Annotated in this window: 11 protein-coding genes and 2 pseudogenes; 6 read left to right on the forward strand and 7 right to left on the reverse strand. The window is 39.5% G+C overall.

Annotated features, from left to right (window positions below; translation table 11 throughout):
- Both SANK73390_RS09725 and SANK73390_RS09730 read right to left on the reverse strand, forming a co-directional pair.
- A pseudogene (locus tag SANK73390_RS09725) lies at positions 1 to 198 on the reverse strand (RNA methyltransferase); the annotation flags it as partial.
- A gap of 398 nt (positions 199 to 596) precedes the next feature.
- Positions 597 to 2,018: a chitinase gene (locus SANK73390_RS09730; RefSeq protein ID WP_462765823.1), complete on the reverse strand. Its 1,422-nt coding sequence runs from the start codon at positions 2,016 to 2,018 to the stop codon at positions 597 to 599.
- 304 nt (positions 2,019 to 2,322) lie between these two features.
- Here SANK73390_RS09730 and SANK73390_RS09735 point away from each other — a divergent pair, with 304 nt between their 5' ends.
- The 3 genes from SANK73390_RS09735 to SANK73390_RS09745 all read left to right on the forward strand — a co-directional run bounded on the left by SANK73390_RS09735 (position 2,323) and on the right by SANK73390_RS09745 (position 5,710).
- The gene (locus SANK73390_RS09735) at positions 2,323 to 2,880 is read left to right on the forward strand and encodes a GNAT family N-acetyltransferase (RefSeq protein WP_462765809.1); all 558 of its coding nucleotides are present in this window, start codon (positions 2,323 to 2,325) and stop codon (positions 2,878 to 2,880) included.
- Between the two features lie 20 nt (positions 2,881 to 2,900).
- Positions 2,901 to 4,238, forward strand: coding sequence for an NAD(P)/FAD-dependent oxidoreductase (locus SANK73390_RS09740; protein WP_462765811.1), 1,338 nt, complete (start codon positions 2,901 to 2,903; stop codon positions 4,236 to 4,238).
- A gap of 272 nt (positions 4,239 to 4,510) precedes the next feature.
- Entirely contained in the window at positions 4,511 to 5,710 is a 1,200-nt protein-coding gene (locus tag SANK73390_RS09745) for a right-handed parallel beta-helix repeat-containing protein (RefSeq protein WP_462765813.1), read from the forward strand.
- A 29-nt stretch (positions 5,711 to 5,739) separates the two neighbouring features.
- Here SANK73390_RS09745 and SANK73390_RS09750 read toward each other — a convergent pair whose 3' ends face one another.
- From SANK73390_RS09750 to SANK73390_RS09765, 4 genes are all read right to left on the reverse strand, one after another.
- Positions 5,740 to 6,153, reverse strand: a complete 414-nt coding sequence (locus SANK73390_RS09750) for a hypothetical protein (RefSeq protein WP_462765815.1) — start codon at positions 6,151 to 6,153, stop codon at positions 5,740 to 5,742.
- Positions 6,154 to 6,411: 258 nt separating this feature from the next.
- A complete protein-coding gene (locus SANK73390_RS09755; protein ID WP_462765817.1) occupies positions 6,412 to 7,803 on the reverse strand; it encodes a S41 family peptidase in 1,392 nt (463 codons plus the stop codon).
- Between the two features lie 497 nt (positions 7,804 to 8,300).
- Complete coding sequence (locus SANK73390_RS09760) at positions 8,301 to 9,149, reverse strand: DUF6597 domain-containing transcriptional factor (RefSeq protein ID WP_462765825.1); 849 nt, start codon at positions 9,147 to 9,149, stop codon at positions 8,301 to 8,303.
- Positions 9,150 to 9,151: 2 nt separating this feature from the next.
- Positions 9,152 to 10,657, reverse strand: coding sequence for a DUF3612 domain-containing protein (locus SANK73390_RS09765; RefSeq protein ID WP_462765819.1), 1,506 nt, complete (start codon positions 10,655 to 10,657; stop codon positions 9,152 to 9,154).
- 151 nt (positions 10,658 to 10,808) lie between these two features.
- Here SANK73390_RS09765 and SANK73390_RS09770 point away from each other — a divergent pair.
- Positions 10,809 to 11,309: pseudogene (locus tag SANK73390_RS09770) on the forward strand (aldolase/citrate lyase/malate synthase family protein); the annotation flags it as partial.
- Between the two features lie 86 nt (positions 11,310 to 11,395).
- On the opposite strand, the gene SANK73390_RS09775 reads toward SANK73390_RS09770, so the two are convergent.
- A complete protein-coding gene (locus tag SANK73390_RS09775) occupies positions 11,396 to 11,812 on the reverse strand; it encodes a hypothetical protein (protein WP_261593658.1) in 417 nt (138 codons plus the stop codon).
- Positions 11,813 to 12,132: 320 nt separating this feature from the next.
- Between SANK73390_RS09775 and SANK73390_RS09780 the strand changes: the two genes are divergently transcribed.
- Together SANK73390_RS09780 and kynA are read left to right on the forward strand one after the other, a co-directional pair.
- A complete protein-coding gene (locus SANK73390_RS09780; RefSeq protein WP_462765821.1) occupies positions 12,133 to 13,998 on the forward strand; it encodes a metallophosphoesterase family protein in 1,866 nt (621 codons plus the stop codon).
- A 296-nt stretch (positions 13,999 to 14,294) separates the two neighbouring features.
- A complete protein-coding gene (kynA, locus tag SANK73390_RS09785) occupies positions 14,295 to 15,158 on the forward strand; it encodes a tryptophan 2,3-dioxygenase (protein ID WP_261626012.1) in 864 nt (287 codons plus the stop codon).
- The last annotated feature ends 110 nt before the right edge of the window (positions 15,159 to 15,268 follow it).

Consider the following 15,268-nt stretch of genomic DNA (forward strand, 5'->3'; position numbering starts at 1 on the left):
ATTTAATGCCACAGTCAGTTTGCGCCACCAGCGGATAATATTATAGGTGTCTGTTACAAAAGTTTTTCTTTTTAAAAGGTCCCAATATGACTGCTCGCTTAGTACTCTTTCGATCACTTTGTCAGCATATTGCTCTGTAAACATGATTTGCTCTAGAGCTGAAATTTGCGTTTCTACATATTGACGTTCTGCGTACACAGACAACCTCATTATTCAATAATATCAGCGCTAATTGTAACTTTTTTTCGTTATTACAGCGAATAATTCTAGTCAGGCTAGATCATTAAAACGATTTAGAGTAAATTCTTTTCCGACTAAACAACACGCTTAATTTCCCAATAAATAGTTCCCATTTTAACAATTATTTACATATCTATTATTGCCAGAAACTCATCATCAGTTACCATAACCATATATCTAGCTTGCATAGCCAAACATCATCTTTTTTTCTTACTAAATAGTAAGTTATACGTAGGTAATGGTTAGGCAGTAATACAAAGCATGGATGATTTTTGTTGAACTAGCCTACTCTACGTTTAACAACAAAGCCGATAGTGCCCGCTATCGGCTTTTTACTAAATAACGAGTTTTATGTGTTATTTTGCATCTTGAATAAACTTCCAAGGTTGAGAGTTATCTGGCATATCACCTTTAGTCCACCACTTAGCCTCGTAAATCGCGCCTTTGTAGCTTGCTTGGTCGCCACCTAGATATACTTTATCTGCATCCCAACCAGCCACACCACCCACGGGAGGCTCATCTACAGGAGGCTCAAGTGTGTCTACCACTCTTACAGCAGGCCAGCTCGCATGCGATTGATAGAAGTTAGTTACACATTTTTCATAATCACCCGGAACCAGCGCAGAGTAAGCAGTTTGATAACCCACCAATTTACATTCAAATGAGAAACCACCGGGTCTATCTGAGTAATAAGCCCAATCTCCTTCCCAGTTTGTATAAAGCACATCCGTGGCACCATTTAGGTTCAAACTTCCATAAGGTGTTTGCTGCCAACAAGTATTCTCTTCGTCAGCTTCAATAGGAATGTTGTAATAATGCGACAACCCTTCCCAATAACGAATACGATTAACCGGTTGGCCTTTGTTTTTATTTTGTGCACCACATTCAATACCACCATTGATCACATTAATCGTAGTACCAAACCCGTAGCCAATTCCAGCATTTTGCTCACGCTGTGATGGTGACCATGTTCTATCAATCACATGTAACATGGCAGGTTTTGGCGCTTGTGGTGTTAAAAAGAACCAAATAGCCGACGCTAAATTTAACCAAGAGTCGGCTACTAACCCTGGATTATTTAGTAATACTGTCGCATCGCCATCAAACATCACTTCTGAAAATGCGCCATAGTTAAAATGATAAGAGAGCTGTTTAGCGCCACGGCCAAAGTATCCTTGCCCATCTGCACATGGCCAGCGTCTGTTTTGCCAATCATTTTGGCCACATCCAGTGGTATAACCAGGTTGGCCCTCTGCCCAGCCCATTTCTCTAACATGCACTAATGCTTGTTGCCATTCCTCTAGACCTTGCGGGTTATCAGACACATTGTCTTTGCCAATATGCCCACCTGTTTCTTGTGCAAAGTGTGCAAAGGCAGTAACAATTGATTTTTTACAGATTTCATCTGCATTTCGGCCATCTGTATAGTCGCCACAAAATGCAGGAAACTTACCAATAGCACGTAAAAATCGCGTGTAGGTATATTCTGGCGCCGCCATGTGCGTTAAAAAGTCCCATTGGGCTTGCGGGAATACACTTTCTACCCGCTTCACATTACTTGGGTTTGCAGCACGACCCGGCAGAATTGCTTCTACAGAAGTGTTATCAAGTGTTTGTAGCGCTTTTGCCCAAGTTGCATACATCGGATTGCTTGTTTTGCTTGTAGCTGCCTCGGCTAATTCAGCTTTTGAAACTAAATATCCACCAGGGTTTTGCGGGTCAGATTCAATTGTCATTGCACTTGCAGAAGTAATGGCAACTAAATTTAGCGCCATCATAATAGGGGTTAACTTATACATGTTGTTCTTCCTTTTTTGTATGTTGTATCGAGTGAGAAACAAAAAGTTTACACACTGAATTAAGAGTATTAACCAAATGACATCGCTGTCAACGAGTTTATGTGAAGGAATGTAACAATTAAATAGCTCAATTAGCATTCAAAACTAAAAGCATAAATATGCAATCTATTCATTTTTAAATAAAATAATTTATCTAAACGCCCTTGTACCTGCATTTTCATGAAGATTTATTATCAAATTCACAGTAAGGTAATAAAGTGAAAATAATTCAGGTAAATTGAGTATGATTATAACGCAATTGCGTTCAGAGCATTTTGAGGCCGTAGTAAAGCTTGCTAACCAAGTGCACGGTGAAAACTACCTTGATATGCAGGGTATACAAAAAATGGTTGAAGCTGGAACTAAGTTTGAGATTAACGCTTGCTTTGTAGCACTTGATGAAAAAAATCAACTTATTGGCTTTAGAACCAGTTACGCCGCAAAGCAGTGGCCTATAGATAAATGGTGCACCCCAAAAGCGTGGCCCGTTTTACCATCTCAAATGGCATACTTTAAATGTATTGCTGTAGCGCCTGAGGCGCAAGGACAAGGTATTGGCCCCAAGTTATTACATGCTTCAGTTGTGGCATTAAGGCAGCAAGGTGCATTAGCTGGTGTATCCCACCTTTGGATGCAAAGTCCAGGCGATGGCGCGGTTAAGTATTTTACCAAAGCTGGCGGAAAACTAATTAAAACGCATAATGACCGTTGGTTAGAAAACTGCATAAATGATGGCTATAAATGCACATTATGCGGTAATGAGTGTCATTGCCAAGCCGCTGAAATGGTACTGCTATTTTAACCTTTAAGAATAAAATGACTATGAACAACAACCATTATGACCCACTAACCCATATGAACTGTCAAGCGTCTGGCTACGCACCTAGCTATTGGGCAAGTACCATAGATTTGCCAACGCCAAATAAGGCACCTAACAACGATGCGCATTTTGAAGTCGCAATTATTGGAGGTGGTTTCAGCGGCTTATTAACGGCCTACTATTTAGCACATCATCACAATATTAGCTGCTGCGTTCTTGAAGCGAATCAAGTGGGTTTTGGTGCCAGTGCACGTAATGCTGGTTTTGTATTAAAAGGATCTGGACGTTTAAGTTACCCGCAAATGGCTAACAAGTGGGGAGTGGATATCTGCCAAGGCATTTATGATGAATTTAGTGAGGCCGTGAGTCGGGTTGAATCTTTGATCAGCGACCATAATATTGATTGCGAGCCTCAAGCTAAGGGTTATTTAAAAGTGGCTCATAATCAAAAAGCCATGCAAAACCTACGCGCTCAAGCAGACTTTTTGCAGAGCTTAGGCGGCAATGCTCAATTTTTAGCACCATCAGAGCTTGAGCAAAACTATATGTTAAATCAACAAGCTTTTGGTGCAATGCGCTTACCTGATGGATTCGGCGTGAACCCTTTGAAGTTACTACTTGGCTATCGCGATATGGCAATTAACGCAGGTGTAAATATATATGAAAACTCACTCGTAACTCATGTTGAGTCAAAGAATAAACAACATAGGTTAAGCGTCAATAATATATCGATCACTGCTCAGACTCTAGTCTACGCTGGCAATGCTTATAATAACAAACAATCTCATTCACTTATAAATAATCGCTACCTGCCCATTTTAAGTAGTATTTTAGTCACTCGTCCATTAAGTGAAGAAGAACTTATGCTGACTGGCTTGAAAACCCATCAAGTCACCATGGACACTCGAACTCTAAAGTATTATTACCGTTTATTACCAGATAAGCGCATTTTATTTGGTGGACGAGGCGCTGTTTTTGCAAAACATCAAGACTCCCCAGTTTATCTTAATAATTTAAAGCAAGGACTAGCCGATGTCTTTCCTGCGCTTGCCAAGATTGAACATGACTATTACTGGAATGGCTTTATTGCAGCAGCACTGGATGACATGCCCCATGTTTATCTAAATAATAACGTAGGCTATATTCTTGGTTACTGTGGTGCGGGTGTATCATTTAGCGCGCAAGCCGCCTACAGAATGGCTCAATTGGTTGCACAAAAAGCAGTGCCTAATTTACCTTTATATCAAACTCCCCTGCCGTATTTACCCTTCGCCAGCTTTAGACGATTTGGCCAATTAGCCTATTACCAATACGCACGGGTCAAAGATAAACTAGGGTAAGCGCAATACCAGTTGCGAATCACAACTAGTATCGCACAAAATAGCCAAACACAGGCGATGCAACAGCTTGTTACCCACTTTATTCTACAATCAAGTGCCAATAAGCTGTAACAAGTATTTACCAACGAAAGTGCATTGCACTTTCGTTTTCCTCTAGCAATAAATCAATACATTATTCGTATATTTTCAATTCTCCCTAATCATCACTTGCACCAGCCAATTAATCCTGTTTAATTATTGTGGACAAACATAATTCACATTAGGGACATTTTATGAAGCATTCTACTTTGACATTGGGTATTTTATTTAGCCTGCCTTTACTAAAACCTGCTATTGCACTAGCCAATTCAGAGCAACCGACTACCTGTGACTTCAACATACCTTCATCTCACTACTTGGTTGATGGTACTGAAATGAATGTTCAACCCGGGGATACTATCTGTCTTGCTGCTGGAGAGCGTGGACCACTGAGAGTAAAAAATGTGGTTGGCAATCAATCACAACCCATTACCATCACAAATGCAGATGGTGTAGTCATCAGTAAGCCTTATGAATACAGTATTGCAATAGAGCAATCAAAATGGGTAAGGGTGACGTCAACACCGGTTGGCTCTGAAAACCCCTATGGTATTCGCTTAGGTGGAACACTTAGCATTGGCCAACTTAGCGAGCAAATTGAAGTCGATAATATCGAAATCTATCGTGCCCGCTTTGCTGGTATGCTAATTAAAACCGACCCAAATTGTTCTCCAGCAACTTGGGCAGAAAACTTCACGATGACAGGCATTAATATTCACCATAACTACATTCATCACACCGAAGAAGGTGAAGGTATGTATGTAGGTTACACAGGTTTAAGTAGAACACTAGAATGTGATGGCGTAGCAACTACTGTATATCCACATAAACTTGAAAATGTGCGTATTCATAACAACAAATTAGAATACATCGCAGCCGATGGTATCCAATTAAACGCGGTGCAAGGTGATGCGCAAATCACTCACAATAAAATCTATCGTACCGGTGTGAGCCCATTTGCGCCTGTTTGGCAAAATACTGGCATTCAAGTTGGTGGTGACAATGTGAAAGTAAGTGATAATTTAATTTACCGCAGCGGCGGTAATGGCATGATGCTCGATGGTGATAACCTCGAAATTACTAACAACAATATTATCTACGCTGGTGAAAACGGTATCTTTGCACGTAATGCGGCGCAACAAAATAACCAAAATAGTGGCGGCTTACCGCATATTTATAAAGATAACCTATTTGTGCAGCCAAAGAGCTACGGCATAAAGTTGTATGCGACTAATACATCGGCACCAAATGTAATCAGCAATAACACCATTGAAAATGATGGTCAGTTTGATGCAGCAAATCGTCCAATGACGTTTTCATTCTTAAATGACCAAGTGGACAGGGAGCTACACAATAACCATCATTATATAGTTGATGAAAGCGAACAAGACTAACTTTACTTTGGGAGCGGCATTGCCCGCTCCTACACCTCATGGTTAGCGCGCTTTTTACTCATTAACCATGCAACGAAAATGCAAATGCACTGCATTAACAGTATATTAATGCTAAACCATTGTAAGCCTTCATAATTCAACACCATCGAAATAATCAGTAGTGCAGCAAACAAGCTTAAATTTAATTTAGCCGACCCAAGATACGATAGAACTTCATCGCTTAGGTAATACAACAACCCAGCTAAAAGTAATGTGCAAACCAAGAGGTATATAAAAGTTGCAAAGTAATACTTAACCAAATCAAAAGCTAAAAAATACAGCCATAAATTATAATACGCAATAAAGCCTACAAATGTTTGCCTACCTGAGAGCCCAAATACCTTTAACGATACAATCGGTGCAAATAGTGGCACCAAAAATATAAACCAAATAGATATACTCATATCATAACCTTTCTAGTTGGGCACCTCACTACCCGAGCGTACTTCTAAGAGATTTCCTCCTTTAACAACTAAGGTATCACCAAATTGTAAGAAAAATAGCTAATCGTTTCATAAGTAAGACCACTTATAATTAAAGCCCCCTTCTCATTGAAGGGCCATAACGACAGCCATATTTGGCATTGAAAACTATAGAAAAAAACAAACTAGCCACATAAAATCAGATGTGGCATCAAAATAAAGCTGCATATTTGACTATTGTTACAGTGAAGAATCAGCTTCTAACTGAGCCAATTCTCCTTGCAAAAATTGCCTTTGATACTCATCACCTGCCTGTTTGATACCCAGAGCTAAAATCTCTTTCGCCTTGCTTTTTAACCCACTATTAGCCAATGCTTGTGCCCAGTAGCCATATACATAGCCTGCATTAGGGAACTTTTGGATGTTTGCCTCAAGTAACAACGCTGAAAATTTTGGATTTTGTTCGATTTCATCTAAAGCTAAGCTGGTAAACGCAGAACGATCTAATTTTAAATCATCAAACAACTCGCTAAGTTGACTTAGATACCCATGTTTTTGCTGCTCGCTTACCGATGTATTTTCTTTGATATTAACAAGCAAGCTAAACAACTTTTCTAAGTTATTTTGCTTTTGCAGCTTAGCCGCTTGCCAACGCTTAGCAACTGCCTTTTTAGCAAGTTCAATTGCCTTATCAAGCGCTTCTTCTGGCTCGACCTTAACATGAGGCTGAACGCCCACTCCTTCCCAGTTTGTTTTTGTCACTGGATTTATAGCGGTGCCTGTCGCAATAAAGGTACGAAATAAATCGTTAATTACATACATACCACCTGGGTTTGCTGCCCCACCCGTGATACCGCCAATGAGTGTGGCTCTATTGCGAGTAAGCATATTGTAGCTAAACTCCTCCGCTGCAGAGTAAGTGCGTTTACTCGTTAATATATAAAGTGGAAGATCAATAAGCTTATTACCATTGACCTTATCAAGCACATGATAATCTATCGTTTCGTTACCTTCACGATAATACAAGCTATTGAGCAACAGCTTTTCAGCAAAAAAGTAACTACTCAAATACTGTACCGTTTGAGGTGAGCCACCGCCATTTTTTCTCAAATCAATGATCACAGCCTCAGATGAAGACAACAATTTTATGGCAGAGTCTAAAAAAGGTTTTGCGTCCTCTAAAGAGCGGAAACTGGTCAATTTCAGGTAACCTATATTGCCCTCTAGCATCTCGGTTTTTATAACTCCTTGTGAGCCAACCCCTAAACGTGCAGGCTTCAAAAGTTGCTTTTTCAATCGTGCCTGTGCACCAACAACATCATCGGAATTAGGGTTCATTCTTACTCTTAGATGGCGGTCTTGAGCATGTGTTTGTAACCACGTAGTCAATGCTTTAGCAAAACTTTCACCATCTTGATATGAGTCAAATTTACCTGAGTTAAAATCAGCCTTTAATTTAGCAGTTACGTCTTTGGCAACATCTTCAAACACATATTCATCAATTAATAACTCAGACAGTTTTGAAATAGTTTGCTGTTTAGTTTGCTGTGATACCTCAATGGCATAAGCAGCACTTGATAACATTGCGCTGAGCATTAGTGCATTGAAAGTGTGAATTAAGGTACGTTTCATAGTTATGTTCCCTGAAGTGACAATAAAACCAACCCGCAATAATATTTAATCATTTTGAGGCACTCAACCTGACGCTAGTTATGTTAGAAATCTCATTTAGAACAACTAAATATCGAAATTCCTGCTATGCCTATATGAATGTAGGCCTCATGACGATAGCAAAGTACGAGAGCAACGCTATCGACCAAGTTTCATTGCCTCAGAATAGATCACTTAATTAAGCTGATTAGTATAAAATTTGATTGTACCTAAATAAATATCATGCAAATTGTAAAAAAGTAAAGGAGGACAAATTTAAATATCAAACACACTCAAAGGCCAACGTGTTCAATCAATAACATACGTGCCCACTTTTTCAGATGAAAAAACGCAGATCAAATAAAAGCTCAATTACAGTAACAATGCGATAAGCTTGCTCATACTCAAAAATAAATTAGCAACTCATTATGCAATACGGTTAAACAAAGTAGATTGCTGAAAACAACAATAATTAGCGCCTATAGCGTGCGTGGATCATAAATACCAATAAAACGCTTTTTTATTTGCAGTAATGTGTAGCGTTCAATGTGCTGATCACTTAAGTATGCGCGTGGGGTACAACTGAATACTCCCTTAAACTCTCTGATGAGATGAGCTTGATCATAAAACCCAGCGCCAAGTGCTGCCTGTGTCAAAGATTGATGCTCCTGAGATTTCGCTAATAATAGGAAGTGATTCAAACGCCAAATTTGGCTCAGTTGTTTTGGCGGTAATCCACAGTGGTTCAAAAAGCGCTGCCGCATAGTAACTTTACTTAAAGAAAAGCGATGGCACAACTGACTGACTGTTGTATCCCCTTTTTGATGAAGAATGTAATTCGTTTGCGCTCGAAAAAGCTCAGGTAGAGTAAAATCTAACTTTTTTAGTACATTATTTAGCAGCCATTTTTGAGCATGCTCAGTGCAAACTTGTAGGCACATATTAACAGACAGCTCAGTAAGCTCATGTAAATTATCTAGCAGTTCATTTAGCAATCCGGTGCTATTGAAACTATGAGAAATATTGCATATCGAATTTTTTACTTCTTGCGCATTTACTTGTGAAAACGGTAAAAAAGCAAATGGTTTTAAACGAATTATAAACATCCACGTAGGTTCTGATGCCACAAGCTCGTATACATTAGTATGCTGTCCAGCAAGCCACATTGAAGGTGCCAAATACTGTTGACTTGAACCATACAATAACGCTTTAGCATTGATAAAAATATCAAAAACCCCTTGCGGAATAATACAGTTATTACCGTCTATTTTTTGTAAGTAAAAGCACTCAACATAATGGCTCAAATTTGGACTAGGATGGCATTCCATTCTCACGATTTATCGCCCTCATAACAACCAGGTTCACGTGGGCAGGCATTACCCCGAGTACATATTACTCTTACATCACCACTTAACGCACGCTCGACCCAAGCAATATTTAAAATTCTAGCCACACTCATTAGTTGTTGCTTTAGTTGATGTGGAATAACACTTGATCCACCGTGCTTAATGCAAAGATCTTGTAATTCAGAGACAACCCCTTGTGCATTTAGTCCTTGAGCTGCAATGGCAGGGTTTAAGTCTAACCCCGCACAAAGTACATGAGGATTCCCGGCTAAATCTTCAACTTGCATCGATTCACAACAATATAGCCTTGGTTTACCCTCGACCAATAAAATCGACAACTGAGTACTGCTTTGCGTTGACAGCTGTGCAAATTTCCTAAATACCGCCCAGTGTTGACAAGGGTCTTGCACCGTTCGCATATTCCCCCAGGGCAACGGAATACCATTACCGCGATATACTGCTTTTAGTTTTCCCGGTTGATAAGCATCAAAATAATGCCAATGCGGGTAAGGCGATACCACCGTCATACGGCGCATTGCGACAGATGCTGAAATATCGAGCCTTTTATGAACACTCACTTCATAACCATGACTATCGAGTAATTGTCTAAAGGGTACTTTTGGGCAAAGCAGTGCCCCAGCAAAAAAGCTCGCCTCAAAATCGCGCCATGCATTAAGAATATCTTGTGCATTGGGTGTGCTATGCATAGGCTCGGTGCTATCGTTACGCCCACCAATGGTTAGCTGACATTGTAAACCCTCTTGGTTATGCAGTACTGCATGACCAATATGCACAGCTAAATCGTATTTTAATCGACTTTGCCTATTCTTGAGCGCCTCATTCAAATACACAATATTAGGCAGCTCAAAATAAGAGGTAGTAAGACATCTGGTGATCTCTCCCTCATCACTCAACTTACTGTTACAAGAACGGTTAAACCAACGTATTTGTAAGCCATGTTGTGTTGCAATCGCCATTAGATCATCACTGCTTAAGTATAGGTTTTTATTGCCAACTTCTTCAGCAGCACGCTCTAAATCAGGAAAATGGTTTTGATGATGTTCTTGATGGGCGCGGATCAACAAGTGCGCAAATTGACGGCCACTGATCCCCGTTTGCGAAAGCATTTCTGGAATTGCAATTTGCAAAATATCATTTGAGAACAAAAAGTTGGGCTCAAGTGCCATACCAACAATTCCACCATGGTTTCCCTTGGTAGGCGTAATACTGGCAGCTTCTGGTTCATTATCTAAAAACCACGTCACAGGCTTTTGAAATACCGCTGACAAATTCTCTAACATGTCTTGGCTTGGTGTGCGCTTACCACGCTCAATCATAGATAAATAAGATACAGAAGGGGCCGTATGTGGGTCAACACGAATACAACGTGTTGACAAATCTTCCAATGTTAAATGATTTCGCTTACGCAAGTTACGTATTTTAGTACCTAAGAAGTGAGATTTTCGCATCAAACTTTGTTCTTTTTTCATTATTTTTATACCAACAAGGATGTCTGCCTATGTATAAAAATAACACAATTTGTAAAATTTACACTGTAAAATTCTTTTTGTGAAATTATAGACAAAAGTCACATACACTAAGTTTGAACACTCTCACACAGCATTTAAAACTAACGCGACTAAGAATGAGGCATTTTTTATGACAGCTCTAACCCGTTCAAATTTTGACACGCAATCAACTCACTGCGAAAAGCTAGATATAGCAAAACAATACCTAGATCAACACTGCCCACTTGATCATGGCTCTCACCTACAAGCCACTCATTATGTAGTTTACTACAATCACGTAATGGCATTTTTTGCTGATGGCAGTCACTGTGGCTTAAAATACCCCAAACAATTTGTGGCATTATGCGGTCACCGTGATGATCCCAGTGCTATCTTGCTAAAAAAATCAGATGACTTACACATAGAAATCACATTTAACCGCTGTGGTGTATCGGGCAAGTTTGACCGTGCTAATATTGATGATATTCAAGTAGAAACACCACTGAGTGCTGTGTCGTCTGACACAGAACTCAATAAGTTGTGGATGAGTTTCCTATCAGGCGTACAGCACACCGCATTTTGTAAGCAGTACACAGCTAAAAATGGTCATGATTATTGCCTTGGCAATGTTTAAACAACCTAGGTGCAAGGAGGGAGTGTCAGTTGATTGCTCCCAATATGCTACTTCATCATCTATATTACCAATTGCACTAAATAAAGTTATAGCTTTAGTTCTTTGCTTAATATCACATCAAGCTTTGTTCTTTTGGTACACATAAAACACATTTTTTGGCTAATATGACGAAACGCCAATGACTCTTTTTCACTAAATCGAGACCATGCATCTAACTGCTTAATAGATGAGTTAACTGCCGTACTAAAGAGCATACATTTGTCGGCTTTACACTTACTGCTATCAGCACTGATATAGCTTAAAATATCAACCGAGGTGTGTTCGTTAGCAACAAGCTTTAAAAACAAATTAGAAAACGCAGCCTTATCTATATTCACATCCATTTCGTATAGGCTCGCTATGTTTTCCATCTCGGTATGTAGGTTGTGTAAAAACACCTCCTGTTCATCGCCAAGCTTTTCCCAGCCAGTACGTAAATACTCGCCTAATTCCACCACTTTCATAACCGCCCTCTTAACTACACTGATACAGTTGATCATTATGCAAATTGCATTATCAGCATCCGTGCATATCACTCCTCAAGCATGAGTATAGACTAGCAATCAATAAACAAATTTGGTTAGGCTTGTGTAACGCCTAGAACATGTTCAAAAGAGGTCGTTAGTAATCAAATAAAACATCAAGGCAACCATTAAGTTCAGTGCCCGTCAGAGCCATAAGGCTCAATGTGCGTTTTGATACAAGAATTTATGTCACTTCTGTTACCGTATACTCTATATTTACAGTGTTAAACTGAACTTAGCCAACTTAAGGAACAAAGGATATGAAAGTACTAAGCGGCCCTATACTTAGGCGAGTAGAGGCAACCAAAGCATGTATTTGGCTCATAATCAATGGTACATTTGATAAAGAGCAGCTAAGCACAAATACCAGTGTGCAGTTACAACCCATTAGCAATACGGCTACCACTGAATACATCAAACTCACCGGCCAGCTGCATGCCATACTCATCACATTACAAGCTCCCCAAGCTGGTTGGCCTGAAGGAGATTATGTACATTACGACTTGCTATATCAGGGTGATAGCCTTATTCAAAAACAGTATTTTAATGGTCCGCTACCAACATACCCTGGGCATACACTTCCTTGCTTTCGCTACTTTTCTAAACACCAAAAAATATTGAATGCTTCTTGTCGCAAACCTCATGGTACAAAGCAAGATGCATTAGCAGCTTTTGATAAACGAGTCGAAAACCGCAACAAGCTCGACTCACTCCCAGACATTGCATTTTTTACTGGCGATCAAATTTATGCCGATGACGTTGACCCTCAAATTGCTAAATACATTTTTGAGCAATCACAAATGCTTTTTAATAATGAGGCGTTGGCACCCGCAGTAGATAACAACACCTCTCATTGGAAACCTAGCTTAGACGAATTAGGCTGGCAAAATCGTCAACGACTGTTAAACAAGCAAGAAGGGTTTTATAGTCAAAGCGCAGATCATCATTTACTAGGCTTTAGAGAGTATATGTTGATGTATATGCTCGCATGGGGTGGCTTATGCCATGACTTAGCCCCACCATCAAATGAACGACCTCGGCGTTTAAATGATATATGGAAAAGCTACGATAAAGCCCTATCTTTTGTTAAGCAAAGCTGGCGTGTCCGCCGCTTACTTGCTCATGTACCCAGTTATATGATGTTTGATGATCATGAAGTTACTGATGATTGGAATCTTACCAAAAAAATTACTGAGCAGCTAAGTCACCATGGTCACTTAGGACAACAAGTTGTAACTCATGCTTTAGCGGCTTTTACCATTTGCCAAGCATGGGGTAATTCACCAACCCAACATCAAACGCTTATCAATGACCTGCTTCCTACCTTAATAGGTAGCCTTAATAATTATGACGCACCTCTTTATCAAAATGTATTCATGCAACTCAATCAACATAACTTTACTACTTTAATTCCCAGCAACCCACCCGCTTTACTCATCGACACCCGTACACAAAGGACGTTTAAAAATGAGAAAGGCTTATTTCCATTATTGGTTGATGACCCTGCGTTAGCAACAATAAAAGCGCAACTTGCAACACTAGATAATAATACGAAGCAACTACTGGTCATTTCACCTGCGCCCGTTTTTGGCTTTTCTGAACTGGAACAAAAGCAGCTTGGCGTAGTTAAAACATTTCGCCATGGCGGGTCTACATTTATGGATGGTGAATGTTGGATAAGCGACGAACAACAATTGGCTAAACTATGCGAAGCACTGATGAGTTTAAGTCACTTACAACAATGCTACATCCTCTCAGGTGACGTACACTATGGTTTTTGTCGTGTAAAGAAAATACCTCATCCAGCCAATTCACATACTGTAAATTTTTGGCAATTAACCAGCAGCTCTATTTCAAACAAACCAACAGGCGCCATTGAAACAACATTAAAAATATTGCACTCAGGAACAGTGCTTGGTTTATCAATTAACCCCTTTCATAAGAGAAATACCCAGTACCTCAAGCCAAAAAAATGGCAAGGCAAGTTTTTATCTGGCAATTTGAATCTAGGGTTTTTAATGTTAGATGATGCAAACGGTCATAAATATACTATGGATGTACTCAAGCAAAAAGGACAATGGAAAAATTGGCAATATGATTTAAATGCACCTGATTTACTGCAATAGTCGTTGCATCAATTTTTGTTTATAAGCCCGGGCGTTAACTTAGGGGTTGTACAGCTGTTCGGTTATGAGCAGCTACTTTAATGACCTAACAGAGCTCTTACTGGCCAGCATTGCGTTCTACACGCTTTTATCTGTTAAATTTGGATAGTTTATGTAAAGTAAAGTAGACGCATTACTTTATCTAACACACTAAACGTCTTTGTTGTTCTGTTCGTTGGTTGTTATTCTTGCTCAAACTGCCAGTCATTGAATAATAAATTCAAACTATTTTGACTTTTTAGATATCGAGAAACAACATGAGCTGCCCATACCAATCTGACAACAAATCTAGTAATTACCGTGCTATGGAAAAAGACATTCATACCGACTTTAAAGACGATATGTCTTATGGCGATTACTTAAACTTAGAACCAATACTAAACGCACAACACCCATTATCTGATCAACACGATGAAATGCTATTTATTGTCATCCACCAAGCCAGTGAGTTGTGGTTAAAATTGGCAGGCCATGAGTTAAACGAAGCCATCGAAAATATCAAAAGCGGCGACTTTGGCCATGCTTTTAAAGTGATTTCGCGTGTTAAGCAAATTTTGAGTCAGCTCACCCAATCTTGGGGGATACTTTCGACTCTCACCCCAGTTGATTATTTAAAATTTCGTGATGCACTGGGGCACTCTTCAGGCTTTCAATCCTATGGCTATAGAAAAATAGAGTTTTTACTTGGCAATAAAAATACTGAGTTACTCAAAGTGCACGAAAGTAACAGCGCAGTGCATGCAGAGCTGAGTGATATTTTGCACCAACCAAGCCTCTATGAAGAAGCGCTCAAAGCACTTAAAGACCAGGGTTTACCAATTGATGACTGCGTACTAAATCGTGATTTTAGTCAGCCTTATGAAGCGAATCAAAGTGTGCTTGAAGCTTGGTTAACCGTGTACAAGCATTCTGACAAATACTTTCACTTATATGAGCTGGCCGAAAAGCTCGTTGATATAGAGGATAGCTTTCAACAATGGCGTTTTAAGCATATGTACACCGTGCAACGTATAATCGGTAATAAAGTAGGAACTGGCGGTTCATCTGGTGTTGGATTCTTGAAAAAAGCATTAGATATTAGTTTTTTCCCTGAGTTATTTGAACTGCGTACACACCTTTAAAGGGTTTGTTGTTTTTTGAGGTATGAATTTTTTTCAAAACAAAGGCTTTCATTACGCGAAATGAGCAATGCAGCATAATAGTTTATGTCCGTTGCGAATGACAAAGTAGC

This window comes from Pseudoalteromonas sp. SANK 73390, from assembly GCF_054966645.1.

Bases quoted from the DNA above. Each gene is read 5' to 3' on its own strand.
- SANK73390_RS09730 (WP_462765823.1), bottom strand. From the start codon at position 2,018: ATGATGGCGCTAAATTTAGTTGCCATTACTTCTGCAAGTGCAATGACA.
- SANK73390_RS09775 (WP_261593658.1), bottom strand. From the start codon at position 11,812: ATGAAAGTGGTGGAATTAGGCGAGTATTTACGTACTGGCTGGGAAAAG.
- SANK73390_RS09750 (WP_462765815.1), bottom strand. From the start codon at position 6,153: ATGAGTATATCTATTTGGTTTATATTTTTGGTGCCACTATTTGCACCG.
- SANK73390_RS09735 (WP_462765809.1), top strand. From the start codon at position 2,323: ATGATTATAACGCAATTGCGTTCAGAGCATTTTGAGGCCGTAGTAAAG.
- SANK73390_RS09765 (WP_462765819.1), bottom strand. From the start codon at position 10,657: ATGAAAAAAGAACAAAGTTTGATGCGAAAATCTCACTTCTTAGGTACT.
- SANK73390_RS09760 (WP_462765825.1), bottom strand. From the start codon at position 9,149: ATGGAATGCCATCCTAGTCCAAATTTGAGCCATTATGTTGAGTGCTTT.
- SANK73390_RS09740 (WP_462765811.1), top strand. From the start codon at position 2,901: ATGAACAACAACCATTATGACCCACTAACCCATATGAACTGTCAAGCG.
- SANK73390_RS09780 (WP_462765821.1), top strand. From the start codon at position 12,133: ATGAAAGTACTAAGCGGCCCTATACTTAGGCGAGTAGAGGCAACCAAA.
- SANK73390_RS09745 (WP_462765813.1), top strand. From the start codon at position 4,511: ATGAAGCATTCTACTTTGACATTGGGTATTTTATTTAGCCTGCCTTTA.
- SANK73390_RS09755 (WP_462765817.1), bottom strand. From the start codon at position 7,803: ATGAAACGTACCTTAATTCACACTTTCAATGCACTAATGCTCAGCGCA.
- kynA (WP_261626012.1), top strand. From the start codon at position 14,295: ATGAGCTGCCCATACCAATCTGACAACAAATCTAGTAATTACCGTGCT.